Raw genomic sequence first — 26,054 nt, 5'->3', positions numbered from 1 at the left:
GCAGTAGTCCAGCGACCGGCTCAGGTGGCCCTCCGGGCAGCGGGCGCTCACTGCTGGCGCACCCGGGTCGTCTTGGTGGAGGCGGTGTCCAGCTCCATCTCGTCCAGCTTGTCGACGTTGCGCCGCAGCGTCACCCGCCCGGTCGCGGCGTCCTCGATCTCCACGACGCGCGCCAGCCGCGAGGTCGCCGCCTCGTCACCGGTCTCGCGCGCCAGCTGCACCGCACGGCCCAGCTTGGAGGTCGCCGTGGCGTCGTCCCCCAGCGCCTTGGCGCGCAGCCCGTCCTGGATCGCCGAGGCCAGCTCGGTCTGACCGGTGTAGTGCGCCACCTCCGGGCTGATCTGCGCGGTGAGCAGGCTGTCGCCGGACCACCTGGCCTTGACCAGCCCCTGGGCCACGACCTCCTCGCCGAGCGCCAGCTGCACCCGGGAGGCCAGCTGCTCCTGGCCGACCGCCTTGGGCGCCAGACGCACCGCCACGTGGAAGTCGCGGGTCTCGTCGCCCCAGGCGCCGGTGTCGTAGCCGCCGGTCAGCGCGTTGACCTCGGTCCGTCGCGAGGAGAGGTCCTCCAGGGTGGGGGAGACCTGCTTGACGAAGAGCACCTCGGCCCCCTGCGGCGCCCACACCCGCAGCTGGGCATCGGTGACGCCGCGGCCCATCGACTGCTCCATGAGCGCGGCGAAGTCCTCCGGCAGCCCGTCCCAGGTGCGGATCAGGTCGACGCTGCCCATCAGCGCCTGCGCGATCCGGCGCACCTCCTCGACCTGCCACGCCGCGCCCAGCCCGCGGCAGTCCGCCTGGAAGCGGCCACGCACCTGCTCGATCGCCCAGCTCAGCTCCTGCGGCGTCTCGTGCTGGTTGGCGCCGTCGGTGAGCAGGATGGCGTGCTTCTTGCTCAGCGTCGGCACCGAGCCGAAGAGCTGCCCGGCGGCCAGCAGCCACCGGCCCATCGCGGTGCCGCCGCCCGGCGCCAGCCGCTGCAGCGAGCGCTTGGCCTCCAGCCGCGTCTGCGGCGACATCCGCACCATCGCCGCCGACGTCCCGTCGGGATAGCACAGCGCCGCCTCGTGGTTGCCGGCGATGATCGCGAACCAGACGCCGTCGACGATCTGGTCCAGCGCGGCCGATGCCGCGTACGCCGCGGCCCGCACGCCCTGCACGTCCATGGACCCGGAGACGTCGACGATGATGATCTCGCCCGCCCCGCCGGACGCCGAGCTCATCGGCGTCACCGTCCCGGCCCCGGTGCAGGTGACCGAGACGATGGCGTGCACGTCGGTGCCGGCGTCGGGCAGGAACTCGTTCTGGTAGACCGTCGCGGTGAACTCAGGCATGCGTCCCATCCTGCCCCGCGGTCGGGGTGTCGTTCGGCTGCGGGTATGCCGTCTCCACCGTCGGTTCGGCGTCCCCGGCGGGCCGGTCGGTCGCGCCGCCCCCGGTGCGGGCCAGCGCCACGGTGATGTTGTCGGCGCCGCCGCGGCCGTTGGCCCACGCGACGAGCGCCTGCGCCAGGACCAGCGGGTCGCGACCCACCCGGCGCTCCTCGGCGCGGACGACCGCGCGCAGGTCCGCCGGCTCGGAGGCGTAGTTCCACAACCCGTCCGAGCAGAGCAGCACCCAGCCGGGCTCGTCCACGTCGGCGGTCGTGATCTCGGGGGTGTGGTCGGGCCCGTCGGGTCCCAGCCAGCGGGTGATCGTGTGCGCCAGGGGACTGGTCTCGGCGCTGGCCCGGTCCATGCCGGCCCGGACCTGCTCCTCGGCCATGGAGTCGTCGGTGGTCAGCCGGTGCGCCTCGCCCTGGTCCGGCAGCCAGTAGCCGCGGCTGTCACCCACCGACCCGACGGTGGCGGTGCCGTCCTCGACCACCGCCGCGACGAAGGTGCACGACGGGGCGGAGTCGGGGAAGTCGAGGCCGACCTGGTCGACGGCGGCCGCCGCCGCCGAGGTCGCCGTGACAAGGCGCTCGGGCGGGGCGTCGGTGCTCGACGAGAGCACCTGCACGGCCGCGTCCGCCGCGGCCAGACTGGCCTCGGCCGAGCGGGCGGCGGTGCTCACGCCGTCGCAGACGACCAGTGCCACGCGGCCCTCCTCATCGGCCCACACGGCCATCGCGTCCTCGTTGTCGGTGTGCCGGACGCCACGGTCGCACACGGCGGCGACGGCCGGGGACGCCTGCGCGGTGAAGTGGTGGCGGGGGTCCGGGCGGCGCTCGCCGCACTCGGTGCACCAGCCGTCGGCGTCGAACTTCCCGCCGCAGCGGCAGGTGCCGTGGTCGACCTGTTCCGGATCCGGTGCGGGGGCCGGCTCCTCCGGCAGCGTGCCGTCGAGCACGAGCATCGGGGTCGGCAGCGGTGGTGGCCCGTCGGAGAAGGGCTCGGGCTCCTCCTCGACGGTCTCCCCGGCCTCCGGGGTGTGCGGCGGCGCCGTGTGCTGCGTGCCGAGCGTGTCGCCGGTCGCCTGGGGGGTGCCCGGCGGAGCCGTGTGCTGCGGGCCGACCGTGTCGCCGGTCGGGTCGGCGTGCTCGGGCTTGGGCTCGGTCGTCATGTCCAGCTCCAGGGTCGGACGGCGTTGGCACGGTCGACGAGCGCGGCGCGCTCGACGGGGTCGGGGGTGTAGTCGGCGAGGACGTGGTACTCCTGCTCGAGGGCGCGGCGCAGCGCGTCCCGGGTCAGCGCGACCTCGCCGAGGCGCCAGTCCGGCCGCTCGCCGTCCTGGGCGATGCGGCCCAGTGCCTGCTCGTAGGTGGTGGCGTTGAACATCGCGCGCTGGCGCGGGTCCAGGGTCAGGCGCGAGACCGCGTGCACGGACTCCCGCAGGTCGGCCAGCGTGCCGCGGCCGCGCAGCAGCTCCGCCCGCAGCCAGCGGGCACGGGGGTGCGCGCGGCTGCCGGCCGGCACCGAGTCCAGCGCCCGGATCGCGCCCTCGACGTCGCCGCGGCCCAGCCGGACGCGGTGCAGACCGAAGGCGGCGGGTGCGACATACCCGGCGTCCGTGCGCCAGGCGCGCTCGTAGTCCAGCTCGGCGGCCTTGGCGTAGCCGGCCAGCTCGCTGGCCAGCGCCAGCGCCAGGCGCGGGGCGACCTCCCCGGGCAGCGCGTCGCGGACCGCGGCGAAGTGCCCGGCGGCGTCCCGCCCGCAGGTGCGCCGACGCTCCTCCTCGGTGCCCGCCTGCGAGAGCTCCCAGAGCCCGCGCAGCCAGGAGGCGCGCCAGTCCCAGGGGTCCTCGTCCAGGAGCTGGCGCAGCGCCTCGTCCACCCAGGAGGCCTGGCCGACGCGGATCCCGGCGTGCGCGCGGGCGACGAGCACCTCGGAGGTCTGGTCGGGCAGCGTGAGCAGCGCCTGGTGGCGGGCCACCGGGTCGGTGTCCGGCACCGTCGAGAGCCGGTCGAGCATCGGGTCGGCCTCGTCCCGCTTGAGCTGCGGCAGCTCCCACCAGGACAGGGTCTCGCCGGTGGACACCGGCGCCTCGAAGGCCGTCGAGTGCGCCGAGAGGGTCGCGGCGTGGTCGGCGCGCGCCGCCACCACCTGGCGCAGCACGCCGACCATCTGCGTGCGCAGCTCCTCGACGGTGAGGAAGCGGTCGTTCGGGTCCGGTGCGCAGCACCGCGCCACCAGCCGGTAGAACGCGTCGTACTCGACGAACGGGGCCACCTGGGAGGTCGGCGGCAGACTGTCGACGTACTCGGACTGGTAGCCGCGGAACTCGAAGGTGAGCACGCACAGGGTGCGCCCGACCGTGTAGATGTCCGAGGCCACGGACGGGCCCACCTCGGCCACCTCCGGCGCCTGGTAGCCGACCGTGCCGTAGATCGGCGACTCCAGGTCGTCCTGGCGCCGCACCCCGCCGAGGTCGATGAGCTTGACCCCGTCGCCCTCCTGGATGAGGTTGTCCGGCTTGAAGTCGCAGTAGAGCAGGCCCAGGTCGTGCAGGTGCGCGAAGGCCGGCAGCACCTCGAGCACGAACGCCAGCGCCTGGTCGACCGGGAACGGGTCGTAGCGACCGGTCGTGGCCATCCGCTGCTTGAGCATCTGCTTCAGGCTGGTGCCGCCGACGTGCTCCATGACCGTGTAGGCGTCGCCGTCGTGGGTGACCACGTTGTAGATCTCGACGATGAGCGGGTGCTTGACCTGGGCGAGGAACTGCTGCTCGGCCACCGCCGCGTCGAGGGCGTCGGCGTCACCGGTGTTGAGCAGCCCCTTGAGCACGACCCACCGGTCGGAGACGTTCTTGTCCCTGGCCAGGTAGATCCACCCCATGCCGCCGTGCGCCAGGGCGCCGACGACCTCGTACTGCCCGGCGACCAGCTCGCCCGGCTCCAGCTTGGGGGTGAAGGAGTAGGGCGCCCGGCACTGGGGGCAGAAGCCCTGCTGGCGGCCCTCGGCCTCGCCGGCGGCCTGCCCGACCTTGGCTCCGCAGCTGGGGCACACGCGGCGCGCCTCGGGGACCTGCGGGTCGGTCATCACCGCGGCGGTGGGGTCGCCGACCGGCACCGGCGGGACCTGGGTCAGCCCCATCCCCAGGCGCGAGCGGCGTCCGGCGGCGTTGGCGCGCTGGCGGCGGACGGCGGCCGCGCGCACCGCCTCGCGGGAGCGTCCGGGGCCGGGGGTCTCCACGTGCGAGCCGCCCGAGCCCTGGCCCGGCACCGGGTCACCGTCGGCCCCGTCGGAGGAGCCGGCCGCGTCGTCCCCCCCGTCCCCGGACGCGGCAGCCCCCGCCGCGGCCCCGACGGGGACGGCCTCGGCCGAGGAGGCCTCCAGGGGTGTGGCGGCGACCGGTGCGGCGACCGGCTCGGGGGAGCCGCAGACGTTGCACCAGCCGTCCTCGTAGGAGCCGGTGCAGCCCGGCTCGACGCAGTGGTTCACGTGGCCACCCCCATCGTCCGGGCGAAGGCCTCCTGCGCCTGGACGAGCGCCTCGAGCCTGGTCAGGTCGGTGGGGCGGGCGTCGAGGAGCGCCTGCACCTGCTCGGCGAGCCCGCTCATCGCGGCACCGGCCCCGCTGCCGGCCAGCGCCTCGTGCACGGAGCGTGCGCGCAGCGCCAGCTCCTCGCGCCGGGCCAGGGCCTCGGCGTAGCTGCCCTGCGCCACCCTCAGCGCCCGGTCCACCCGGGCCAGGCGTGCGAGGTATGCGGTGAGCTCGTCGGGGTCGGCCGGCACCGGTCCGAGCTGGGTCACGTCGGGCACGCCGAGCGTCGGGGCCGGTGAGACCAGGGTGCGGGCGCGCCCGGCCAGGGCCCGTACCGCCTCGCCGCGGGCGGTCAGCTCGGCCACCTCGCGGGTGGCCTGGGCATGGTCGGCCTTGGCGTGCGCCCGGGCCGAGGCGGCCACGATGAGGTCCCGCTCGGCGCTCGCGGCGCGGGACTCCAGGGGGCCGAGGAGCCCGCCGACGTCCGCCCCGCGGCGGGCCCGCCCCTCCACGTCGTCCAGGCGCCCGTCCAGCTCCTCGTAGACCGCGGCCGCCGAGCCGCGCCGGCTCTCCGGGACGAGCGCGACCTGGTCGGCGATCCGCTCCACCTGCTGGCGCAGGGAGCGCAGCCGGCCGGCCACGTCGGGGTCGGAGCCGTCCAGGCGCAGCCGGGAGCGCAGCGAGGAGGCCAGCGAGTCCGACAGCCGGCAGGCCTCGGGCAGCGAGACCGCCAGGGCCTGCGCGCCGCCGTGCGAGCCGGGCTGCTCCAGCGTCCCCCACACGAGCGTGGTGATCCGGCGGCGCTCGCTCTCGCCCACGCGGCCGCTGTCCCAGGTGGCCACGAGCAGCTCGACCCGATCGGCCACCGCCTGCCACAGCGCCATCGACAGCGTCACGTCCGGGGTCACCGCCGCGCGGTCCTTCGGGTCCGCCAGCTCCATCGCGGCCTGGTCCAGCGCGGACAGCTCGGTCCGGCGCCGGTCCCGCCAGCGCAGCATGGCGTCCAGGTAGGCCAGCAGCTCACGGTCCGCGACGTCCGCGCCGAGGGACCCGGGAGCCGGCGGCGCGACGGCATACTGCGTGGTCACGGGGTGCGCCCCCGCCCGCGGGAGAGGGCCACGCCCAGCCCGCCCAGGACCGCAGCACCGGCGCCGAGACCGGCAGCCAGGCCCCAGCGCGAGCCGGAGCGCTCCAGCGCCGCGAGCAGGTCGGCCCGTGCCCTCCCCACCGCCGGACCCCGGGCCTCCATGCCCTCGCGGGCGGCCTGGACCAGCTCGAGCGCCTTCTGCTCCGTGGCCTCCTCGCCCTGCTCCATGGCGCCGGCCATGTCCTCGCGCACCGCGAGATAGGCCTCGGTGCCGGGAGCCTGGTCCTCGCCGTAGAAGGGGTCGTCGGTCCAGAACTCGGGTCGTCGGTCGTAGGAGGAGGTGGTGATCCCGTAGGCCACCCTCAGGTCGCGGCCCACCTGGTCGTAGAGGTCGTCCACGGCGTCGTCGGCCGCCTCGTGCGCGGCGGCCGTGGCGCCGACCGCGGCGTCGTGGGCGGCGACGGCGGAGAGCGCGGCGACCGCCAGGCCGGTGGCCACGACCAGCACCGGCAGCGAGACCCAGGACCGGGCGACCAGGGCGAGCACCGCCAGGGCCGCCAGGCCCAGCACGCCGACGGCGAGGAGGACGTAGGTCCAGGCGCCAGGGCCGCGCGAGTCCTCGACGATGTCCTCGACCTCCCAGGAGCCCACCGCGTAGCCGGCCGTGTCGTGCAGCTCGTTCCACAGGGTGAGGGAGCGGACCTCGGAGGTGTCCGCAGCCAGCATCGTCGCGGTGTTCTCCTCGGTCCGCTCGACGTAGCGGTCGGCGGCGTAGATCTCGCCGGCCTCCCGGGCCAGCCGCACGTTCTCGTAGGTGCCGTCCGCACCCGTCGGGACGTCCTGGCCCGCCATCCGCCGCGCGATCTGCTCGTCGGCGGCGCTGCCGGACCGCAGCCACACCACGCGCGCGCGGTCGGCGTCGTCGATCTCCGCACGCACGTCCGGGCCCCCGCCCGGGACGGCGGTCAGCAGCCCCACGGCCAGGGCTGCCGCGGCCGCGGTCGCCAGGCCGACCACCCGGCCGGAGCGGCGCAGCCCGCGCTGGCTCAGCGGGGGCCTGGCGACCTTGCTGACCAGCCGTTCCTCCGGCGTCCCGCCGCTGGCCGTCACCGTCCGCCGCAGTTTCGCCTCGCGCTCGAAGAGCGTGCGCTGCGTGTCGTCCAGCTCGCGCTGGCGGGCCGCGAGCTCGCGCTCCTTCTGCTGCTCCAGCGCGGCGATCTCCTTCTCGGCCTCGCGACGCCGGCGCTCGATCTCCTCCTGCGCCCGGCGGCGGGCCTCCGCGATCTCGCGCTCGGCCTCCTCCTGCTGACGGCGCAGCTCCTCGGGCGTGGTGTCCTCCACGTCCGGGAGGTCCTCGCCGAGGATGAGCATCGGTCGCTCGTCCCCGCCTCCCCTGGCGTCCTCGTCGGTGCTGCTCACCGGCGTCCCTCCCTGCTCCGTCGTGCCGCTCATCGGTAGTCCCTCAGCCTGCGGGTCAGCCCGGTCCACGCCGCGGCGGCCGCGACCAGTCCCAGCACCAGGGCCAGGCCGGCGGTGACCGATGCCCAGCGTCCCATCGTGAGGTCCGTGGAGCTGACCTGCTCGTTGAGCCGGCCCTCCACCGCGGTGAACTGCTCCTGCACGGCCTCGACCGCGGCCAGGCGCTCGGCCGACCCGTCCGTCTTCGTGAGGTCCTGCTGGGCGCCGTAGACCTGGGCCCACTGCTCGGTCAGCGTCCGGTCGCCCACGACCCTCAGCGCGGCCGTCGCCGCGGTCACCGCCTCGTCGGCGGTGCCCTGGTCCATCACCTGGGCGTACTGGGCCGCGCGGGCGACCCGCACCTCCTGCAGCGCCTGGGCCGTGGCCGACCGGGTCGTCACCTGCTCGTCGAGGTCGAGCGGCAGGGCGGCCGGGTTGAGGGAGACGTAGGTCAGCCCGGCGGTGATCGCGGTGGCGAGGAGCAGCGGCACGTTGACGATCCGCCGGGTCAGCAGCGCGAGCCACACCATGACCCCCACCAGCAGCAGCGTGGCGAGCCCGCCGACGAGGGAGGTGAGCATCGAGCGCGAGCCGGTCTTCAGCGCCTGCGCCCGGTCCCTGGCGACCTCGTCGGTGACGTCCAGGGCGGTCCGGGTGGGCTCGGCCATCTCCTGGTATGCCCTCGCAGCCGCCTTCGGGTCCTTCGCCGCCGCGCGCACGGCGCGGTCCCCGTCGACCGCGAGGTCGACGATGCCGGCGGAGGTGGTGACGCCGGTCCGGGAGAGCTCCTCGGCGGCCCCCGCGAGGTGCGCGCTGAGCTGGTCCGCGGACGCGGCAGTGTCGACGGAGCCGACGCCATCTCCGGCCGAGGCCCGAGCCACGGTGCGGGCGAGCTCGAGGTCGGCGGCGGCCACCTGCGTGCCGGCCTGCTCGGCCGCCTGCCACTGGGCGGCGACGACGTTGGGCGTGGCGTTGATGCCGCTGGTGTCGAAGGTGCCCGTGGCGACCACGCCGGTGAGCAGCGCGGCCGCGGTCGCCAGGCCGCGCGCCAGCCGCAGCCGGGCCGGGCTGCTGGAGCGCTGCGACGCGCCCCGGGCAGCGGTCGTGCCCTGCTGCTGGGTCGCGGGGGCGGCCGCCTGCTGCTGGGTCGCGGGGGCGGCGGCCTGCTGCTGGGTCGCGGGGGCGGCGGCCTGCTGCTGGGTCGCGGGGGCGGCGGCCTGCTGCGGTGCGCCGGGCGAGGACGGGCCGCTCACCGCGGCTCCTCGTCGGTCGTCGGCTGCCCGTCCGGAGCCGTGTCCGCTTCCGTGCCCGACGGCCGCAGCTGCTCCTGCTCCACCGACAGGTCCGCCCCGTCGCGGTCCTCGAAGTCCTGCCGCTCCAGGGTGCGCAGCTCCTGCACGCCGACGTCCTCGACGTCGCGCAGCCGCCACGCGTGCCGGCCGATCGCGGCCTCGAGCATGTTGCGGGAGAAGCGGCCGTTGCCGAAGCTCGGGCCACGAGGCGTCGCGGCCAGGATCTCCCGGAACCGCCCGCAGGCCTCCTGCGAGACGTCGTAGTCCATCTTCTCGGCGAGCACCTGCTGGATCGCGACCAGCTCGTCGTCGGTGTAGTCGTCGAACTCGATGATGGTGCGGAAGCGGCTCTCCAGCCCGGGGTTCATCGCGACGAACTCGGCCATCGGCTCGGGGTAGCCGGCCACGATGACCACCAGCTCCTCGCGGTGGTCCTCCATCTCCTTGACGAGGGTGTCGACGGCCTCCTTGCCGTACTGGTCGCCGCCCAGGCTGTAGGCCTCGTCGATGAACAGCACGCCGCCGAGCGCCGACCCCACGACCTCGGCGGTCTTGGCGGCCGTCTGCCCCAGGTAGCCGGCGACCAGCTCGGAGCGGTCCACCTCGACCAGCTGTCCCTTGCTCAGCAGCCCCAGCGCCCGGTAGATCCCGCCGACCAGCCGCGCCACGGTCGTCTTGCCGGTGCCCGGGTTGCCGACGAAGACCAGGTGCCGGGTCAGCGTGGCGACCTTCAGACCCGCCTCCTGGCGCCGCGCGTCCATCCTGAGCACGGCGACCTGCCGGTGGATCTCGGCCTTGACCCGCTCCAGCCCGATGAGGGCGTCGAGCTCGGCGAGCAGCTCCTCGACCGGGCGCTCCGGCTCGGCCGGCTCCTCGGGCTCGGGGGCGGCGGCCTGCTCGGGGCCGTCCTGGGTCGCCGTGGGCGCCCCGGGGTATGGCGTGCCGCCGGGCCCCGGGACCGGCGCGGGGGGGACGGTGCCCGCCGTGGGGTCCTCGAACGTCGACGGCGGGTAGGGCGGCAGGTGCCCGCCCGGGCCGCCGGCCTGTCCCAGGCGGCCCATCTCGCCGAGCATCTGGCGCACCCGCTCGGACTGCTCCTGGGCGCGGTGCAGCAGCTCGGAGGACCAGGCGCGCAGCTGGTGGTCGTCCTGCGGCACGGAGGGCGCCGCCGCGCCAGGAGGCAGCGCCGGTCCGGGGTGCCCGGCCGCCCCGGCCGCGGCGAGCTGGGTGCGGGCGGTGACGGTGGCGCGGCCGACCGTGCCCGCGTCGGCGCCGGTGAGCGTGCACGCCGAGGTGGCGACGTCGGCCAGCGCCTGCGCGTAGCCGGCCGCGCGCGGGCTGGACTCGGCCACGAGCGTGCCGAGCAGGGTGGTGGGGATCGAGCCGTAACGACGCCCGCGGGGCGCCATCCCGAAGAAGTCGCTCGCCGGCAGGTTGAAGGTGCGCCCCCAGGCCTGCGCGACCGGCATGACGTCGGTGCCGCGCTCGAGGACGGCGGCGGCGAGCGCCATACCCTCCGAGCGGACGGCACCCTCGTCCAGGCCGGCCTCCCGGCCCACGCGGGCGAGCACCTCGACGGCGTCGTGGAGCTGGCTGGTCACGCGGTCCCTCCCGGCGGGGCGAGTCGGTGCGGGTCGGCCTGACCGGTCGGGCCGGTCGGGTCCTCGGGCAGGTCGGGCAGCGGGGCGTCGTCGTCGGCGTCGATGCGCAGGCTGCCGCCGCGGCCCGCGCCGCCGAACTTCTCGGCGATGAACCTGCCCTGGGCGACCAGCTCGCGCGCGTCGTCGCGGTAGACCGCGTCGAAGACCCGGTCCATCGTCATCCCGAGCAGGTCGAGCTGGTCGACGAGCACCATGAGCGAGGTCTTGGCGCCGTCGACGGGACGGGTGTCGGCGTAGCGGCGGGGAAGGCGCTGGTAGGCGCCGAGGGCCTCGGGCAGGTAGTCGGTGGCGGTCGCCACGACCGTGTAGCCCAGGTCGCTGCCGCTGACCCGCTTCAGGCGGGGGACGGTGTCGCGGCAGGTGGCCACGATCCGCTCGGCCCGGGCGACCACGACCGAGGGCAGCGCGCTGGAGACGAGCAGGGACTCGGTGCCCTCGAGCGCGGCATACACGTCCTCGGCGGTGGGTGGCGGGGGCAGCACCAGACGCTCCTCCGGCTGCGCGGGGGCACGCCCGAGCATCCGGTCGAGCAGGTCGGAGAAGCCCATGCGCTCAGTGCTTCGTCGGCGCGACGTCGCCCAGGTCCAGCTCGCCGCCCACCAGACGGCTGTCGGTCTTCTTCGCGCGGTCCAGGTAGCTGCGGGACTTCTGCACCTCGCCCTCGAGCACGCCGATGGTCTGCGCCATCGAGTCCAGGGCCTGGCCGCGGAAGGCGTCGATGGCGTCCATCGTCTCGTAGATGTTGGCGAAGGCCGCCTGGAGCTGGTCCAGGCCCAGCGTCGAGGAGGCCGCCTGCTCCTGGATCGCCACCGAGTTGTCGCGCAGCATCTCCGAGGTGCGCTGGATCATGTCGGAGGTGGTGACGTTGAGCGCGGTGATCTGGTCCAGGACCAGCTTCTGGTTGTTGAGCGCCTGCGCGACCAGGACCGCGGTGCGCAGGGCGCTGATCGTCGTGGTCGAGGCGCGGTCGACACCCTTGATGAGCTCGATGTTGTTCTTCATGATGATGTCGATGGCCAGGTAGTTCTGGATCGACACCGCGAGCTGGGTGAGCAGGTCCTGGTGCTTCTGGCGCACGTAGAACAGGACGTCCTCGCGCATCGCCTTGGCCTTGTCCGGGTCGCTCGTCTCCAGCTCGGCGACGTGCGCGGAGACCTTGGCGTCCAGCTGCTCGGCGATGTAGACGTACTGGTTGAGCCGGCCCATGGAGTCCCAGAGCTGCTGCTTCTCCATGTTGAGCGCGGCGTTGTCCTTGCTCAGCTCGTCCTGGCCGCTGCGCAGCGCGTGCAGGATGCCGTCGAGGTGGCTCTCGGCCGACTCGTACTTGCGGAAGTAGTCGCGCAGCCGGTCCCCGAACGGGATCATCCCGAGGATCTTCTTGGTGCCCCTGGCCTCGGCCGGGTCGAGGTCCTCGACCGTGCGGCGCAGCTCCATCAGGGTGCGTCCGACCTTGGACTCCTTGGAGACCCCGCCCTCCTGCAGCGCGCGGACCGGCGACTTGAGCAGCCGGTTGGAGGTCTCGGCGGCGCTGCGGATCTCCGCGTCGCCCATCGTGCGCACGTCGGCCGCGCGCTTGGCGAACTCGGGGGAGCGGGTCTCGCTCCGGGTCAGGCCCTGGAGGAAGTCCTCGACCTTCTTGTCCAGCGCGGGGATCGCCTGCGGGTCGACCTGCGGCGCCATCTTCGGCGCGGCGGTGTCGGCCACCGGCTCCGAGGGGGCGGGTGCGGTGAGGGTGAGCGGCCCCGGCTCGGGCAGGGGCTGCGGCGCGGCGAGCTGCTGGTCGGTCATCGTGGCACTCCTCTGTGTTCGGCGGCGGCCGGGGTCCCCCCAGGCGTACCCGGTCACGGGTCGGACGGCCCCATTCTGCCGTGGGTTCCAGCCTCGCACACGGGGGCTGCCCCACCGAAAGGGCTGGACCCCCGAGACGCCGCCGGCGGGCAGCAGCTGTCCGCCGGCGGCGCTAGCGTCTCCTCCATGAGCGAGGAGCACCGCCCCTTCGCCGAGCGCCACCTCGACGTGCTCGAGGAGCGGCTCGGTGGCTGACCTGGAGTTCACCGGCGAGGTCGTCGAGTGGCGCGGCCCGGCGCCCTTCCACTTCCTTGTCACGCCGCCGGCGGAGTCGGAGTGGCTGCAGGAGATCATGCGGGACGTCACCTACGGCTGGGGCATGATCCCGGTCACCGGCAGGATCGGCGGGACGGAGTTCGCCACGTCGCTGTGGCCGCGCAAGGGCTCCTTCTGGCTGCCGGTCAAGGACTCGGTGCGTGCCGCCGAGAAGATCGAGCTGGGCGACGTGGTCACGGTGGGGCTGAGCATCAGGGGATGACGGACCCGGCGGTGACAGCTCACCGGCGGGACCGCTGTCAGTCCCAGGTGCCGAGGTCCCGTGGAAGAGCGTCCCGCGAGACTGCTGCGGGGCGCAGCTTTCCCACGGGACGCTCTTCCACGGGACGGGGCCACCGGCGGGGAGCTGCGGGCGGCGCCGCTCGTCGTGACATCGATCCTTGGCGCGGCCTGCGTTCCAGGAGCCGGCCACGACGCTGCCGAGGTGACTGCGGGGCCGGCGAGTGATGCGTCACGCCCGCACGAGCTGCACGAGCGCGTTGAGCAGCTCGCCGACCGCGAGGGCGGCGGCGACGAGCGTCACCGCGGCGGGGACACGACCGTCGCGCAGGATGCGGTCGAAGCTCGGCTCGTCGGGGTGCGCCGAGGCGTAGCGCCGGCCCCGCAGGGTGACGCTGACCACCCAGGCGGCGAGCACGAAGGCCACCGCGGCCGGCACGACGACCGCCGTGCCCAGCGTGTCCAGGGTCAGCCGGGTGAGCAGGAGCGCGCCGACCGACAGGGCCAGGCCGGTGCGGCGCCAGGCCAGGGCGGTGCGTTCCTGCTGCAGCCCGGGGTCGCGCGCCGGGACATCTGGGCTCACGACAGGCCGCGGAGGAGGCTCGCCCCGACGAGGACCAGGCCGGCCAGCGCCACCCCGGCCACCACGACCACGCCGGCCGCGTTGCCCGGCAGCGGCCGGTCCTCGCGCATGGCGGTCTCGGTGCGGGCCCAGCCGCGCCACGCGTGTCCCGCGGCCGCCAGCCCGGTGAGCGCCAGCACCGCCGCGAGCAGCGCCTGCGCGCGCGGCCCGATCCCCAGGGAAAGGGCGTCCACGGCGACCGCGACCGCCAGCAGCGCGAGGCTGGTGCGGATCCAGGCCAGGAACGTGCGTTCGTTGGCCAGCGAGAAGCGCGGGTCGGGCTCGCGCCCGGTGCCGTAGACGGCGGTCGGCCAGCGCTTGGAGGTCACACGCCGATGGTAGGGGCGGTCGGCCGCTCCGCCGCCGGGTAGGGTCCGCGCCATGAACGACCTGACGATCTTGCACAACCCGCGCTGCTCCACCTCACGGCACGCGGTCGACGCCCTCGCGGGGACGGGCGGCGAGGCGGAGGTGGTGCACTACCTGCGGACGCCGCTGGACCGAGAACAGCTCCTCGACCTCCTCGGCAAGCTGGAGGACCCGGCCGCCGACCTGGTCCGCAAGGACGCGTTCTTCACCGAGCTGGGCCTGTCCGCCGCGGACCACACGACCCCGGAGCAGGTGGCCGACCTGCTCGCGGAGCACCCGCGGCTCATGCAGAGGCCGGTCCTCGTCCGCGGCGACCGGGCGATCATCGGCCGTCCGAAGAGCCGCGCGGACGACTTCCTCGCCGGCTGAGACCTCGGGGGCCGTGCGGAGGCACGGTCCCGACGGCCAGGCCGAGCAGGCAGGGAAGGGCGTGGTAGTCCCGGCCGGCGGCCACCACGGCCACGCACGCCAGGGCGACCAGCGCGGCCGGCACGGCGTGGCTCCGCGTCCGGCCCAGGAGGGCGTTGGTGACGAGCGCGCCCCCGAGGGCGAAGGTCGCCATCGAGCTGCCGGCCCCGACCGGCTCCAGCACGGGACCGACGACGAGGTTGGCCGCGACCGCGCCGAGCCAGAACGTCGCCCAGGTGCGGGACGCCGACCAGTACTCCTGCGCGGCCACCGCCACCACGGCCAGCGCGAAGAGGTTGAACACCGTCCCGGCCACGCCGCCGTCCTGCACCACGACCGAGGTGGCCAGCCGCCACACCTGACCGCCGGCGACCAGGCGCCAGTCCCGCTCCAGGGCGGCGAGCAGCCCGGGGACGCACGTCTGCAGGACCGAGGGGACCGCGACGAGCAGCCACAGCGTGACGGTGGCCGGGCGGGGGCGCGGCGGGCCCTCCAGGCCGTCCGGGTGCGCGGCCCGCAGGGCGGTGGCGGCGCACGCCACGGCAAGCGCCCAGAACGAGACCGCGACGGCCGTGCTCACGGCCGTCTCCCGGTCCGGTCCCTCAGGCGCGCAGCTCGTCCTCGACCGGACGGTCGGCGAGCTGGCCCAGGCCGGTCTCGGGCGCGAGCAGCCCGACGCCCCACAGGGCCAGCAGCACCCCCGCGCCCAGCTGCAGGACGACGGAGACCTGTGAGAGGACCAGGGCCGCCCTCATGGACCCGGTCGACGTCGCGCCGATCATCGTGCCGGGGACGAGCACCGTCTCCACGAGCACGGCCAGCACCCAGGCACCGATCCCGCACAGCAGCAGCGAGCGGTGCGGTCCGAGCACCGGCAGCCGGCCGGTGAGGGCGACCAGCACGCCGAGCGCGAGCATCGCCGCGCCGGCCGTCAGGACCAGCGAGGCCACCATGGGCACGAACCCGAGGAGAGAGGTGGCGCCCCGGCTCATCGGCGTCACCGGGGCGGTCAGCGGGGGCACGACGAAGGCGGTGAGCACGGCGATCCCGGAGGCGACCAGCAGCGCACCCACGAGGGCGATCTTGCGTCCCATCCTTCGACGCTACCGCAGGGCCGGGGACCCCGGAGGCGCGGGGACCGGACGGCACGCAGACGTGCTCAGGCCGGCTCGCCCGCGATGTTCACCATCCAGCCGATCCCGAACCGGTCGGTCAGCATGCCGAAGTGGTCGCCCCACGGCGCCTTCTCCAGCGGGACGCCGGGCGTGGCGTCCTCGCTGAGCCGTGCGAAGAAGCCGCGCAGCTCGTCCTCGTCCTCGGCAGGACCGCTGAGCGAGATGCTGATGTTGTCTCCGGGGTTGTGGGGCACCCCGTCCGGGGTGTCCGCGGCCATCAGCGTGAACCCGGCGGGGGTGACGAGCATCGCGTGCATGACCTGGTCCAGGTCCGGGACGCCCTCGGTGAACCCGGACTCGCCGAAGGTGCTGATGGTCAGCTCCCCGCCGAAGACCGACTGGTAGAAGGTCATCGCCTCGCGCGCGGCGCCGTCGAAGCTGAGGTAGGGGTTGAGCGTGGCCATCGAGGTCTCCTCGGGTCCTGCGGCCGCCGGGTGCGACCGTGCGGGACAAGTCTTCACCCGACCACCGACCGACGTCGAGGCCCGGCCGGTCCTCCGCCCGGGCGTCAGGCCCGGAAGCGCACCTGCTGCCCCGGGCGCAGCTGGGCGCAGCGGTCCACGTCGGGCTCGCCGACGTACGCGACCACCGGGTAGCCGCCGGTCACCGGGTGGTCGGAGAGGAAGAGCACCGGCAGGCCGGAAGGAGGCACCTGCAGCGCGCCGCGCAGCATCCCCTCGCTGACCAGCTCGCCGTCGCGCAGCCGGGGGAGCGGATGCCCGCCGAGGCGCACCCCGACCCGGTTGGAGTCGCTGCCGACCGTCCAGCCCTGCCCGGTGAGCAGCTCCCACGCGTCGTCGCCGAACCAGTCGCGGCGGGGACCGGGCGTGACGCGGACGAGCAGCGGGTCGTTGGTCGGCTCCGGGGCCGGCGCCACGTCGACGCCGGGCAGGGGCCGGGGCGTCGTCCCGACCGGCAGCACGTCACCGGCCGCCACCACGGCCGGCCCGAGCCCGGAGAGCAGGTCGGTGGCCCGGGACCCGAGCACCGGCTCCACGTCCAGGCCGCCGCGCACCGCGACGTAGGTCCGCAGCCCCGCGACGGGCGCGCCCAGCCGGAGGCGCTCCCCGGCGGCGACGACGAACGGCGCGAGGTGGGCGGCGGGGCGCGTCCCGTCCCGGCCCTCGACGACCATCTCGCAACGGGCCCCGGAGGTCACCACGAGCACCTCGTGGTCGGGGCTCACCACGAGCCCGCCGAAGGTCACCTCGAGGGTGGCCAGGGTCGGGTGGTTGCCCACGAGGGCGTTGGCGAGCCGGTGTGCGCCGCGGTCGCAGGCGCCCGAGCGACCCACGCCCAGCGAGGCCTGCCCCGGCCGCCCGAAGTCCTGCACCGTGGTGAGGGGACCGGGGTCGAGGACGGTGAGCGACGTCATACCCCGACCTCCACGAAGCGGACCCGGGCCCCGGGGACCAGCAGCGCCGGCGGGTCGCGGCGCAGGTCGAAGGCCTCCACCAGCGCCCGCCCGAGCAGCTGCCAGCCGCCGGGCGACTCGCGCGGGTAGACGCCGGTGAACTCCCCGGCCAGCGCCACCGACCCGGACGGCACCCTCGTGCGCGGCGTCGCCCGGCGCGGCACGTCCCAGGCGTAGCGCTCGCCGGTGAGGTAGCCGAAGCCCGGGGCGAACCCGCAGAACGCCACCGTCCACCGCTCGTCCTGGTGCCGCCGCCGCAGCTCGGCGGCGTCCAGCCCGAGCAGCCCGGCCGCCTCTGCCAGGTCCTCGCCGTCGTAGACGACCGGCACCTCCACCTCGGGGGCGTCGTCGCGCACGTGCTCGCGCGGGGGCACCGCCCGGACCGCGGCAGCCAGGTCCGGCAGGCTCGCGCCGCGGTCGGCGACGAGCAGGATCGTGCGGCCGGCGGGGACCAGGTCGAGCACCGGCAGGTCGGCCTCGCGCAGCGCGGCGTAGCGGCCCAGCACCTCCTCGATGGAGTCGAGCTCCAGGAGCAGCCCCTGGGTGCCGCTGGGCAGGATGCGCACGGCTCACACCGCCCGGGCGAAGGGCGCCAGGTCCGCGCCCGCCTCGCGCAGCGCCGCGCGCACGGCACGGGCGATCCCCAGCGCGCCAGGCGTGTCGCCGTGCACGCAGATCGAGTCGGCGCGCACCAGCAGCCGGTCGCCGTTGACGTCGGTGATCGCCTCGCCGGTCGCCATCGCCACGCAGCGCCGCGCGATCTCCGCCGGGTCGTGCAGGACCGCGCCCTCCTGGGTCCGGGGGACGAGGTGACCCTCCGGTGTGTACGCGCGGTCGGCGAAGGCCTCCTGCGCGGTCCGCAGGCCGGCCGCCTCGGCCAGCCGCAGCACCACCGAGCCGGGCAGCCCGAGCAGCACCAGGTCGGAGGAGTATGCGGTGACCCCGGCGACCACCGCGGCCGCCTGGGCCTCGTGGGTCACGATCGCGTTGTAGAGGCCGCCGTGCGGCTTGACGTAGGTGACCCGGGTGCCGGCCCTGCGGGCGAAGGCGTCCAGCGCCGCCACCTGGTAGAGGACCTCGTCGGCGAGGACGTGCGGGTCCATGTCGATGAACCGGCGCCCGAAGCCCTCCTTGTCGTCGTAGGCGACGTGCGCCCCGACGGCCACCCCGGTGCGCGCCGCGTGCGCGGTGACGCCGCGCATGGTCGAGGGGCCACCGGCGTGGAAGCCGCAGGCGACGTTGGCGCTGGTGACGACCTCCAGGAGGTCGTCGTCGAGGCGGGAGCTGGGACCGCCGACGCCCTCGCCGAGGTCGGAGTTGAGGTCGATGGGGCTCACGGTCTCCTCCTCAGCCGGCGGTCAGGTCGATGGCGGGACGGTTCGGGTCGAACGCCGGGTCGTCGGTCAGCACCCATGCTGCCGTACCGAGGGCGGCCGGCCCAGCCCGTCGTAGTGACTAGGCTCTGTGCGTGACCACGCTGACCACCGACGCCCCCAGGCACGTCGACGACGCCACCCGGCGCGCCGGGCTGCGCCGCATGCGCATGGTCGCGACCGGCCTGCTCGTGCTCATGGCGGTGATCTACCTGCTCACGCACGGCCGGGTCGGTGGGTGGGCGTTCGTCAACGCCGGCGCCGAGGCGGGGATGGTGGGCGCGATCGCCGACTGGTTCGCGGTCACGGCGCTCTTCCGCCACCCGCTCGGGCTGCCGATCCCGCACACCGCACTGGTCCGGCGCCGCAAGGACGACCTGGGCGCCAGCCTGGAGCAGTTCGTCAGCGAGAACTTCCTCACCCCGCAGGTGATGCGCGAGAAGGTCCTGGACGCCGAGGTGGTGCGGCGCCTGGGGGAGTGGGTCTCCCACCCGGAGAACGCCGAGCGCGTCGTCTCCGAGGTGGTGCCCTTCCTCGTGCGGGCCGTCGAGCGGGTCGACGAGGCCGAGCTGCGCACCCTCGTCGAGGACGTGATCATCCCGCGCGTGCGCCGCGAGGACCTCTCGCCGCTGGCCGGCCACCTGCTCGAGCGGGTCGTCGAGGACGGCTCCCACCACGGCCTGGTCGACCTCGTCGCGCGCGAGCTGCACGCCTGGCTGGCGCTGCACCAGGACGAGGTCGAGGCGATCGTGCGCTCCCGCGCCCCGTCCTGGGCGCCGACCTGGGTCAACGACCAGGTCACCCGCCGCGTCTACCAGGAGGTCCTGCGCTGGGGCCGCGACATCAAGGACGACCCGCAGCACAACGTCCGCGCTGCGCTCGACTCCTACCTGGCGGACCTGGCCACGGACCTGCAGCGCGACCGGATGACGATGGCCCGCTTCGAGTCGCTCAAGGAGCGGCTGCTGGACCACCCGCAGGTCAGCGCCACCGGCGTGCGCCTGGGCGAGACGCTGCGGGCCACGGTCCTGGAGGCGCTGACCGACCCCACCGGCCACGTCCGCACCCGGATGGCCGCCGAGCTCTGCGGCCTGGGCACCCGCGTCCTCGCCGACGACGCGATGCGCTCCAGGCTCGAGGCGTGGACCGCGGACCTGGTCGTGGGTCTGGTGGAGCGCTACGGCCCGGAGATCACCTCCGTCATCTCCTCGACGATCCACCGCTGGGACGCCCAGGAGGCCTCCGACAAGATCGAGCTGCACGTCGGCCGCGACCTGCAGTTCATTCGGCTCAACGGAACGATCGTCGGTGCGCTCGTCGGGCTGGTCATCCACTCGGTCTCGCTGCTGCTCTGACGTGGGGTCGCGACCGGCAGGGTGAGGCCCGCAGGCCGGACGGCCCCGGCCGGTGGTTGTGGATAACTTCTGCGGCGGGAGGGCCGTCCTCGGCACGCTTCGGTGCATGAGCTTCCACGACCTGCCCCAAGACTGGCCCACCCGTTCCCTCGCCGACCCGGCCTTCGCCGCCGACGTCCTGGACCTGTGCGTCAGCGACGACGACAGAACCGCCGGCGGCCTGAGCGTCCTGCTCTGCCGGCCCGACGGGTCGCTGTCCCAGCCGATCTTCGTCGCCGACGTGCCGCGCCCGGCAGCCCTCCTCGAGGCGGTCTCGGCCGTCGTGCTCGGCAGCCTGCACCTTCCTGGCGTCGACGGCCTGGTCCTCGCCGTCGCCCGGGCCCGCGGCGGCGTGAACGACGACGACCGCCGGCTGCACCAGCACGCCATCGAGGTATGCCGCCGCGCGCTGCTCACCCTCCACGGCACCTTCCTGGTCACGACCGCCGGCGTCTTTCACCTGCCCGTCGCCGGACAGCTGCGGTCGGCGCAGCCGAGGGACGTCGCCTGACGCGTCCTGCTGTGCCGGCCTACGGCCCCGACGTGCCGCTGCCCGCCGACCGCTGAGGCTCGGCCGCCTCGCCGGCCAGGAACTCCATCACCTCGGCGGCGTGCCTGACCAGGACGCCCACGTGCCCCGCGTCCGGGTCCTCGACCAGCAGGGCTCCGAGCGCGGCCGCGAGGGCGCGACCCTCGGCGACCGGGACCGACCGGTCGGGCGTGCCGTGCCAGACCGTCAGCGGCAGGGGGTCGCCCGCCGCCGCGCGCGCGTCCATCGCCTCCCGCGCCGAGGTGACCAGCGGTCCCCAGTCCTCGCCCAGCACCCCGAGCTCGTGCCGCCAGCCGGCGGCGCCGTGCCGCAGGGCGTGCTGCGCGGCGGCGACGAGGGTGCGCACGGTGCGTGGCGTGGGCACCCGACCGCGCAGCGGGGGCAGGCGCCGGGCCGCGCCGGCTGCCTTCCCCGCCAGGGTCACCAGCCCGGGCACCCCGGCGAGGGTGGCCAGCAGGCTGCTCGAGGCGGTCTCCAGCCAGCCGCCCACGCCGTGGCCGTGCCCAGGCCCGGCCGGGGCGACCAGAGCGACCCGGCTGATCCGGTCAGGGAGCGCTGCCACACAGGCCAGTGCGTAGACCCCGCCGCCGGACCACCCGACCACGGCGAACCGGTCCAGACCCAACCGGTCGGCCAGCCGCTCGACCCGCACCGGCCAGTTCTCGAGCCGGGGGGAGCCGGGCAGCGGCGTCTGTCCGAACCCGGGCCGGTCGACGCCGATCAGCCGGACGCCCGCGCGACGCGCCGCGTCGGCCAGCAGGCGCGACTCGACCCGCGAGCCCGGCGTGCCGTGGAGGTAGAGCACCGCGACGCCGTGCGGGTCGCCGTGCTCGACCCGGTCCGCCGGGCCGGGGGCGGGCCCGTTCACTGTCCATCCGGTCGTGCGGGGTGGGCCGATCGTGTCGCCGGTCGTGCGGGGTGGGGCGATCGTGTCGCAGGTCGAGTGGGGTGGGGCGCGTCGGACGTACGGTGAAGCGTGCACGGCCTGGTTCGTGCACGGGGCCGTCGGACGAGGTCAGGAGACAGACGGATGAAGCTGCGGGCGGCGCAGGGGTGGGACGCGGTGCTGCGGCACCTGCGGGGTGCGCCGGTGTCGGTCGCGCTGGCGGTCGTCGTGCTGGGCGTCGCCCTCGCCACGGCCTGGACCGCCGGCCCGGTGCGGCCGCTCGTGCTCGAGGACCTGCCCGGGGCCTGGCCGCACCTGCTCACCTCACCAGTGTCCACCCCCGACCTGCTGCGCGCGCTCGCCGCGGCGCTCGGGGTGCTCGTCCTCGGCGGCGCCGCCGAGCGCAGGCTGGGACCGGCACGCTTCCTGGGGTCCTTCGTCGGGGGCCAGATGGTGGCGCTCCTGCTCACCTGGGCCCTGGCCCGGGCCGTCACCCTCGTCGACCCCGTCTGGGGCACCCACCTGCTCACCGCCCCGGTCGGGTCGCCCTGGCCCGGGGTGTGGGCGGCCGCGGTCGCGGCGTCGGTGCCGATGCACTCGCTGTGGCGTCGCCGGGTCTGGTCGGCGGCCTTCCCGCTCCTGCTGGTCGCGGCCGCCTTCGCCGGGGAGCCCCAGGACGTCGCGGTGCTGCTGGCCGCCGGCCTCGGGGTGCTGCTCGGCGCCTGGTTCTTCCCGGGCCAGATCCGGCGCGCGCGCGTGGTCGGCAGCCGGCACGAGATCCGCGTGCTCACCGCGACCTCGGTGGCGGCCGTGGCCGTCGGCATCCTGCTGTCGCTGGGCAGCCCCCACCTGGTGGGACCGCTGTCCGCGACGCGGTTCCTGTTCGCCGGGGCCGCCTACACGCCCGGGGAGGTCCTGGCGCTGTGCGCCGACCGGGCCCGGGAGAACGAGTGCGACCGGGCGGTCTACGTGCTGCGGGAGACCGGGGTCGGGACCACCCTGCTCTCGGTCCTGCCGCTGCTCCTGCAGCTGGTCCTCGCCGAGGGGCTGCGCCGGGGCCGGCGCGCGGCCCTCGTCGGCACGCTCGTGCTCCAGGGGCTCCTCGCCGTGCTGGCGGCCGCCCACCTGTTCATCGGCGTCCGCTACGACGGCTCCCTGCCCGGCAACCACCTCGCCGTGGCGCCCGGGTCGATGCTGCCCGGTGCGCGCCTGATCGTGCCCGTGCTGGTGCCCCTGCTCCTGGCCGGCGCCGTCCTGGCCAACCGTCGGTCCTTCCGGGTCCGTGCGCAGGAAGGCACCTACCGCCGCTTCTGGGTCGGCGTCCTGGTCGTCACGGCGGCCGTGGCCGCCACGATCGTGGTCGGCGGGCTCGCGGTGCGAGAGCAGTTCGTGCCCGACGCGACCCTGCGCGGGCTGCTCTCGGACGTGGGGGTCGCCCTGCTGCCCTCTACCGCGCTCACCGTGCTCACGCCGCTGTCGCTGCCCGACGGCACGCTGGCCAAGGTGCTGGTCCAGTGGCTGCCGATCCTGCCCTGGGCGGTCTCCTGCGTGCTGCTCGCGCGCTCCTTCCGGCCAGTCGAGGAGGGGACCGCCGACCAGGACGCCTACCGGCGCACCGTGCGCGAGGTCGCCCCCGTCACGAGCACGCTGTCCTGGCTGGGCACCTGGGCCGGCAACCAGACGTGGACCTCCGCGGACCGGCGCGCGGCGGTGGCCTACCGGACGTCGGGGGGTGTGGCGCTCACCGTCGGCGACCCGGTCTGCGCGCCCGAGGACCTCGAGGCCGTCGTCCGCGAGTTCGCCGAGCACTGCGCCTCCCGGGCGCTCGTCCCCGCCCTGTACTCCGTCCACCCCGGCACCGAGGCGGTGACGGCCCGGCTCGGCTGGACCAGCGTCCAGGTGGCGCAGGAGGCCCTGCTGGCGCTGGGCGAGGTCGGCTTCCGCGGCAAGGCCTTCCAGGACGTGCGCACCGCCCTCAACCGGGCCGGGCGGGACGGCGTGGTCGCCCGCTGGACGACCTGGCAGGACGCCTCGGAGGGCAGGCGCGAGCAGCTGCGGGAGATCTCGCGCGCCTGGCTGGCCGACAAGGCGCTCCCCGAGATGGGCTTCACCCTCGGCGGGCTCGCCGAGATGGATGACCCGCAGGTCCGGCTGCTCCTCGCCGAGGACGGCGAGGGGCGCGTCCACGGCGTGACCTCCTGGCTGCCGGTCCACGACGGCGGCGAGGTGGTCGGCCTCACCCTCGACGTCATGCGTCGCCGGGAGGACGGCTTCCGGTCGGTGATGGAGTTCCTCATCGCCCGGGCGGCGCTGGACGCCCAGGAGGAGGGTATGCGGCTCCTCTCCCTCTCGGGCGCCCCGCTCGCCCACGCGGGCCGGCCCGACGGCGAGGCCGCCACGACCGCCGAGGACGGCAGCGGGGACGGGAGCGGCGGCCGTGACCAGGCGCTGCTCACCGACGTCCTGGACTGGCTCGGCCGGGTCCTGGAGCCGGCCTACGGCTTCCGCAGCCTGCACGCCTTCAAGGCGAAGTTCGGGGTGAGCGAGGAGCCGCTCTACCTGTGCCTGCCCGACCCCGGCGACCTGCCGCTGGTGGGCCGGGCGGTCGCGCACGCCTACCTGCCGCACCTGCGCGTGGTGGACGGAGTGCGGCTGGGCCGCACGCTGACGAGGGCGGACCGGTGAAGGACCTTGTCGGCTCGGTCCCCCTGCTGCACCCCGTCGTCGGGCCGGTGGCGCTGGCCGTCCTCGCCGGCGTGGTCCTCCTGCTCTGGTGGCGGCGGACCAGGCGGCTGCGGGCCCGCACCCAGGTCGTGCTCGTCCTCGTCGCCCTGGCGCTCGCCGTCGGCCTCTGGTGGGGCGTCGACCGGGTCTGGCGGCCGGTCCCGGACGAGATCGGCGTCTTCACCTGGACGATGATCGGCACCCTGACCCTGGTCCTCCTCCAGGCCCTGGCCGGGCCGTGGCGCACGGGGAGGCGGGTGCGGCAGGCAGCAGGCTCGGTGGGCGCGGCCGCGCTGGCCCTGCTGGCCGTCATGGTGGCTCTCAACGCGCACTTCTCCACCTATGCCACGGTGGGGGTCGCGCTGCGCCTGGACCTGCACCCGGTGCCCCTGGAGCAGGTCGACGTCGCCCCGGTCGCCGACCCCGCGACCGGGAGCGGCACGACATACACCTGGTGGACCGCCCCGCCCGACCTGCCGGCCGCGGGGACCGTGGTGCGGACGCCGATCCCGGCCTCGGACCCGGGGTTCTCCCCGCGCGAGGCCTACGTCTACCTGCCCCCCGCCTACCTGATCCGGAGGCGCCCGCTCCTGCCCGTCCTGGTGCTGGTGGCCGGGGTGCCCGGCAGTCCTTCGGACTGGCTCACCGGCGGGGAGCTGACCGCGACGATGGACGCCTTCGCCGCCGCGCACCACGGCCTGGCCCCGGTGGTGGTCGTGCCGGACGACCTCGGCGGGAGCCTGACCAACCCGCTGTGCTCCGACGCGTGGAAGGGCGACGTGGCGACCTACCTGCAGCAGGACGTCCCCGCGTGGGTCACCGCCCACCTGCAGGTCGACACCGACCACGCGCACTGGGCCGTCGGCGGCATCTCCAACGGCGGGACCTGCGCGCTCCAGGTGGCCACGCGGGCGCCGCGGGTCTTCCCGACCTTCCTCGACATGTCCGGCGAGCTCCACCCGACCCTGGGCACCCCGGGACGCACGCTCGAGCGCGGCTTCGGCGGCGACGAGGCGGCGCTGGAGGTCAACGACCCGCTCACGCTCATGGCGCGGCAGCGCTACCCGCAGGTCGCGGGGATCGTCTCGGTGGGCAGCGACGACCACGTCTACCGGCAGGACGCGCACCAGGTCTACGAGGCCGCCCGGGCGGCGGGGATGGACGTACAGCTGCGCGAGCATCCCGGCGGTCACGCCTGGACGACCTGGGCCGCGGCCCTGGCCGACCAGCTGCCGTGGCTCGCCCGGCGTCAGGGCCTCATCCCGCCCCCTGGGTAGTCGCGCGTACCGACCGTGTCGCCGGTCAGCCGTTCGGCCGCTGCTCCTCGGTGTGTGCCTCCCAGGCCTGCACGGCCGCCGCGCCGACGTCGGGGTGGTCGGTGAAGAAGCCGTCGACGCCCACCTGCAGGAAGGCGCTGATCTGCCCGGCCAGGTCGCCGTGGGCGCCCGGGTCGTCGCCGACGCGGAAGTCGGTCAGGAGGAAGGTGTTCTCGGCGCGGAAGGTCCAGGGGTGGACGAGCAGTCCCGCCCGGTGGGCCCGCTCGACGAGACCGGTGTCCTGCCCGCACGACCCGTCTGGCCTGCGGGAGAGGACCATCGTCAGGTCCGGGCCGATCCCGTCGACCCCCGCCCGGACGACCTCCCGCAGGCTCTCGCCGGCGACGACCGGGTCGTGGGGCGAGCCCGACCCCTCCAGCAGGAAGATGCTGCGCGTGCGCAGCCCCAGACGGTGGCGCAGGTCGGCCAGGTTGGCCAGCTCGAAGGACTGCACGAAGACGGGGGCGTCCGGCCGGTTCAGCCCGTGCTCCGCGAGCGCGGCCACCAGCGGTTCCTCGAGCGCCAGGCCGATCCCCGCGAAGTAGCTCGGGTGCTTGGTCTCGGGGTAGACGCCGACCTCGCGCCCCAGCTCGGCCGACAGCCGCTCGCGCAGCGCAAGGATCTCCGCGAAGGTCGGGACCTCGAACAGCCCGTCGTACTCGGTGTTGCCCGGCCGCACCCGCGGCAGCCGCTCGACCGCGCGCAGGGTCTTCAGCTCGGCGAGCGTCAGGTCCTCGGTGAACCAGCCGGTCACCTCGGTGCCGTCGACGACCTTCGTCGTGCGCCGGTCGGCGAGCTCGGGGTGCTCCGCGACGTCGGTGGTGCCGGTGATGTCGTTCTCGTGCCGCGCGACGAGCACGCCGTCCCTGGTCGGGACGAGGTCCGGCTCGATGAGGTCGGCGCCCATTCGCGCGGCCAGCTCGTAGGAGGCCAGCGTGTGCTCCGGCCGGTGGCCGCTCGCGCCGCGGTGGCCGATGACGAGCGGGACGCCGGAGAGGGGCAGGGCCATGACGGGGCACGCTACGCCCCCGTCGGGCCCGCAGCCCCGCGCCCGGGCCGCGCACCGCCGGCGAAACCG

General features: G+C 75.2%; 25 protein-coding genes. 6 read left to right on the top strand and 19 right to left on the bottom strand.

The features are described from left to right. Positions 1–47: 47 nt before the first annotated feature. From DV701_RS05835 to DV701_RS05795, 9 genes are all read right to left on the bottom strand, one after another. Entirely contained in the window at positions 48–1,334 is a 1,287-nt protein-coding gene (locus DV701_RS05835; protein WP_114927470.1) for a VWA domain-containing protein, read from the bottom strand. Next, positions 1,327–2,544 carry a PP2C family protein-serine/threonine phosphatase gene (locus DV701_RS05830; RefSeq protein ID WP_114927469.1) on the bottom strand — a complete coding sequence of 406 codons (1,218 nt, stop codon included), beginning with the start codon at positions 2,542–2,544 and terminating at the stop codon, positions 1,327–1,329. The genes DV701_RS05835 and DV701_RS05830 overlap by 8 nt, the downstream gene beginning before the upstream one ends. Continuing rightward, positions 2,541–4,862, bottom strand: coding sequence for a serine/threonine-protein kinase (locus tag DV701_RS05825; protein WP_114927468.1), 2,322 nt, complete (start codon positions 4,860–4,862; stop codon positions 2,541–2,543). The genes DV701_RS05830 and DV701_RS05825 overlap by 4 nt, the downstream gene beginning before the upstream one ends. Continuing rightward, entirely contained in the window at positions 4,859–5,992 is a 1,134-nt protein-coding gene (locus tag DV701_RS05820) for a hypothetical protein (RefSeq protein WP_114927467.1), read from the bottom strand. The genes DV701_RS05825 and DV701_RS05820 overlap by 4 nt, the downstream gene beginning before the upstream one ends. Beyond that, positions 5,989–7,443, bottom strand: a complete 1,455-nt coding sequence (locus tag DV701_RS05815) for a hypothetical protein (protein WP_114927466.1) — start codon at positions 7,441–7,443, stop codon at positions 5,989–5,991. Before DV701_RS05815 ends, DV701_RS05820 begins: the two co-directional genes overlap by 4 nt. Further along, complete coding sequence (locus DV701_RS05810; RefSeq protein WP_114927465.1) at positions 7,440–8,702, bottom strand: hypothetical protein; 1,263 nt, start codon at positions 8,700–8,702, stop codon at positions 7,440–7,442. Before DV701_RS05810 ends, DV701_RS05815 begins: the two co-directional genes overlap by 4 nt. Then, a complete protein-coding gene (locus DV701_RS05805) occupies positions 8,699–10,150 on the bottom strand; it encodes an AAA family ATPase (protein WP_456093834.1) in 1,452 nt (483 codons plus the stop codon). The genes DV701_RS05810 and DV701_RS05805 overlap by 4 nt, the downstream gene beginning before the upstream one ends. Positions 10,151–10,338: 188 nt before the next feature. Further along, entirely contained in the window at positions 10,339–10,950 is a 612-nt protein-coding gene (locus DV701_RS05800) for a hypothetical protein (protein WP_202863647.1), read from the bottom strand. Positions 10,951–10,954: 4 nt separating this feature from the next. Next, the gene (locus DV701_RS05795; protein ID WP_114927464.1) at positions 10,955–12,190 is read right to left on the bottom strand and encodes a toxic anion resistance protein; all 1,236 of its coding nucleotides are present in this window, start codon (positions 12,188–12,190) and stop codon (positions 10,955–10,957) included. A gap of 247 nt (positions 12,191–12,437) precedes the next feature. Between DV701_RS05795 and DV701_RS05790 the strand changes: the two genes are divergently transcribed. After that, positions 12,438–12,728 carry a DUF1905 domain-containing protein gene (locus tag DV701_RS05790; protein ID WP_114927463.1) on the top strand — a complete coding sequence of 97 codons (291 nt, stop codon included), beginning with the start codon at positions 12,438–12,440 and terminating at the stop codon, positions 12,726–12,728. A gap of 249 nt (positions 12,729–12,977) precedes the next feature. Here DV701_RS05790 and DV701_RS05785 read toward each other — a convergent pair whose 3' ends face one another. Both DV701_RS05785 and DV701_RS05780 read right to left on the bottom strand, forming a co-directional pair. Then, positions 12,978–13,328 (bottom strand): DUF202 domain-containing protein, encoded by a 351-nt coding sequence (locus DV701_RS05785; protein ID WP_114927462.1) that lies wholly within the window; start codon positions 13,326–13,328, stop codon positions 12,978–12,980. Further along, the gene (locus DV701_RS05780; RefSeq protein ID WP_228255247.1) at positions 13,325–13,696 is read right to left on the bottom strand and encodes a YidH family protein; all 372 of its coding nucleotides are present in this window, start codon (positions 13,694–13,696) and stop codon (positions 13,325–13,327) included. The genes DV701_RS05785 and DV701_RS05780 overlap by 4 nt, the downstream gene beginning before the upstream one ends. Positions 13,697–13,748: 52 nt before the next feature. Between DV701_RS05780 and DV701_RS05775 the strand changes: the two genes are divergently transcribed. Next, positions 13,749–14,105, top strand: a complete 357-nt coding sequence (locus tag DV701_RS05775) for an ArsC/Spx/MgsR family protein (RefSeq protein WP_114927460.1) — start codon at positions 13,749–13,751, stop codon at positions 14,103–14,105. Here the strand turns inward: DV701_RS05775 and DV701_RS05770 are convergent. From DV701_RS05770 to DV701_RS05745, 6 genes are all read right to left on the bottom strand, one after another. Further along, entirely contained in the window at positions 14,059–14,724 is a 666-nt protein-coding gene (locus tag DV701_RS05770) for a rhomboid family intramembrane serine protease (RefSeq protein ID WP_114927459.1), read from the bottom strand. The two genes, DV701_RS05775 and DV701_RS05770, sit on opposite strands and share 47 nt — an antisense overlap. 22 nt (positions 14,725–14,746) lie before the next feature. Continuing rightward, positions 14,747–15,238, bottom strand: coding sequence for a hypothetical protein (locus DV701_RS05765; RefSeq protein WP_114927458.1), 492 nt, complete (start codon positions 15,236–15,238; stop codon positions 14,747–14,749). A gap of 65 nt (positions 15,239–15,303) precedes the next feature. Then, positions 15,304–15,723 carry a VOC family protein gene (locus DV701_RS05760; protein WP_114927457.1) on the bottom strand — a complete coding sequence of 140 codons (420 nt, stop codon included), beginning with the start codon at positions 15,721–15,723 and terminating at the stop codon, positions 15,304–15,306. A gap of 104 nt (positions 15,724–15,827) precedes the next feature. Then, positions 15,828–16,694 carry a 5-oxoprolinase subunit C family protein gene (locus DV701_RS05755; RefSeq protein WP_114927456.1) on the bottom strand — a complete coding sequence of 289 codons (867 nt, stop codon included), beginning with the start codon at positions 16,692–16,694 and terminating at the stop codon, positions 15,828–15,830. Next, on the bottom strand, positions 16,691–17,299 hold the full coding sequence (locus DV701_RS05750) for a 5-oxoprolinase subunit B family protein (protein WP_114927455.1): 609 nt from the start codon (positions 17,297–17,299) through the stop codon (positions 16,691–16,693). The genes DV701_RS05755 and DV701_RS05750 overlap by 4 nt, the downstream gene beginning before the upstream one ends. Before the next feature lie 3 nt (positions 17,300–17,302). Continuing rightward, complete coding sequence (locus DV701_RS05745; RefSeq protein WP_202863646.1) at positions 17,303–18,070, bottom strand: LamB/YcsF family protein; 768 nt, start codon at positions 18,068–18,070, stop codon at positions 17,303–17,305. 131 nt (positions 18,071–18,201) lie between these two features. Here DV701_RS05745 and DV701_RS05740 point away from each other — a divergent pair, with 131 nt between their 5' ends. Both DV701_RS05740 and DV701_RS05735 read left to right on the top strand, forming a co-directional pair. Further along, positions 18,202–19,461, top strand: a complete 1,260-nt coding sequence (locus tag DV701_RS05740) for a DUF445 domain-containing protein (protein ID WP_228255246.1) — start codon at positions 18,202–18,204, stop codon at positions 19,459–19,461. Between the two features lie 106 nt (positions 19,462–19,567). Beyond that, complete coding sequence (locus tag DV701_RS05735; RefSeq protein ID WP_114927454.1) at positions 19,568–20,011, top strand: hypothetical protein; 444 nt, start codon at positions 19,568–19,570, stop codon at positions 20,009–20,011. A 19-nt stretch (positions 20,012–20,030) separates the two neighbouring features. On the opposite strand, the gene DV701_RS05730 is transcribed toward DV701_RS05735, so the two are convergent. Then, complete coding sequence (locus DV701_RS05730) at positions 20,031–20,918, bottom strand: alpha/beta fold hydrolase (protein WP_162802834.1); 888 nt, start codon at positions 20,916–20,918, stop codon at positions 20,031–20,033. A 162-nt stretch (positions 20,919–21,080) separates the two neighbouring features. On the opposite strand from DV701_RS05730, the gene DV701_RS05725 reads away from it, so the two are divergent. Beyond that, positions 21,081–23,621 (top strand): bifunctional lysylphosphatidylglycerol flippase/synthetase MprF, encoded by a 2,541-nt coding sequence (locus DV701_RS05725; RefSeq protein ID WP_114927452.1) that lies wholly within the window; start codon positions 21,081–21,083, stop codon positions 23,619–23,621. Next, positions 23,618–24,937 carry an alpha/beta hydrolase gene (locus tag DV701_RS05720; protein WP_114927451.1) on the top strand — a complete coding sequence of 440 codons (1,320 nt, stop codon included), beginning with the start codon at positions 23,618–23,620 and terminating at the stop codon, positions 24,935–24,937. The genes DV701_RS05725 and DV701_RS05720 overlap by 4 nt, the downstream gene beginning before the upstream one ends. 25 nt (positions 24,938–24,962) lie before the next feature. Here the strand turns inward: DV701_RS05720 and DV701_RS05715 are convergent, their stop codons facing one another. Beyond that, entirely contained in the window at positions 24,963–25,985 is a 1,023-nt protein-coding gene (locus tag DV701_RS05715) for a glycerophosphodiester phosphodiesterase (RefSeq protein ID WP_114927450.1), read from the bottom strand. Positions 25,986–26,054: the final 69 nt, after the last annotated feature.

Source organism: Ornithinimicrobium avium (genome assembly GCF_003351765.1).
Lineage (GTDB): Bacteria > Actinomycetota > Actinomycetes > Actinomycetales > Dermatophilaceae > Ornithinicoccus > Ornithinicoccus avius.
Note: the sequence above shows the minus strand (reverse complement) of the source record. Positions and strands in the feature narration are given on the sequence as shown.

Coding starts and splice junctions, on each gene's coding strand:
- DV701_RS05815 (WP_114927466.1), bottom strand. CDS start 7,443: ATGAGCGGCACGACGGAGCAGGGAGGGACGCCGGTGAGCAGCACCGAC.
- DV701_RS05735 (WP_114927454.1), top strand. CDS start 19,568: ATGAGCTTCCACGACCTGCCCCAAGACTGGCCCACCCGTTCCCTCGCC.
- DV701_RS05775 (WP_114927460.1), top strand. CDS start 13,749: ATGAACGACCTGACGATCTTGCACAACCCGCGCTGCTCCACCTCACGG.
- DV701_RS05800 (WP_202863647.1), bottom strand. CDS start 10,950: ATGGGCTTCTCCGACCTGCTCGACCGGATGCTCGGGCGTGCCCCCGCG.
- DV701_RS05830 (WP_114927469.1), bottom strand. CDS start 2,544: ATGACGACCGAGCCCAAGCCCGAGCACGCCGACCCGACCGGCGACACG.
- DV701_RS05795 (WP_114927464.1), bottom strand. CDS start 12,190: ATGACCGACCAGCAGCTCGCCGCGCCGCAGCCCCTGCCCGAGCCGGGG.
- DV701_RS05765 (WP_114927458.1), bottom strand. CDS start 15,238: ATGGGACGCAAGATCGCCCTCGTGGGTGCGCTGCTGGTCGCCTCCGGG.
- DV701_RS05715 (WP_114927450.1), bottom strand. CDS start 25,985: ATGGCCCTGCCCCTCTCCGGCGTCCCGCTCGTCATCGGCCACCGCGGC.
- DV701_RS05755 (WP_114927456.1), bottom strand. CDS start 16,694: ATGACGTCGCTCACCGTCCTCGACCCCGGTCCCCTCACCACGGTGCAG.
- DV701_RS05725 (WP_114927452.1), top strand. CDS start 21,081: ATGAAGCTGCGGGCGGCGCAGGGGTGGGACGCGGTGCTGCGGCACCTG.
- DV701_RS05835 (WP_114927470.1), bottom strand. CDS start 1,334: ATGCCTGAGTTCACCGCGACGGTCTACCAGAACGAGTTCCTGCCCGAC.
- DV701_RS05760 (WP_114927457.1), bottom strand. CDS start 15,723: ATGGCCACGCTCAACCCCTACCTCAGCTTCGACGGCGCCGCGCGCGAG.
- DV701_RS05805 (WP_456093834.1), bottom strand. CDS start 10,150: ATGGCGCCCCGCGGGCGTCGTTACGGCTCGATCCCCACCACCCTGCTC.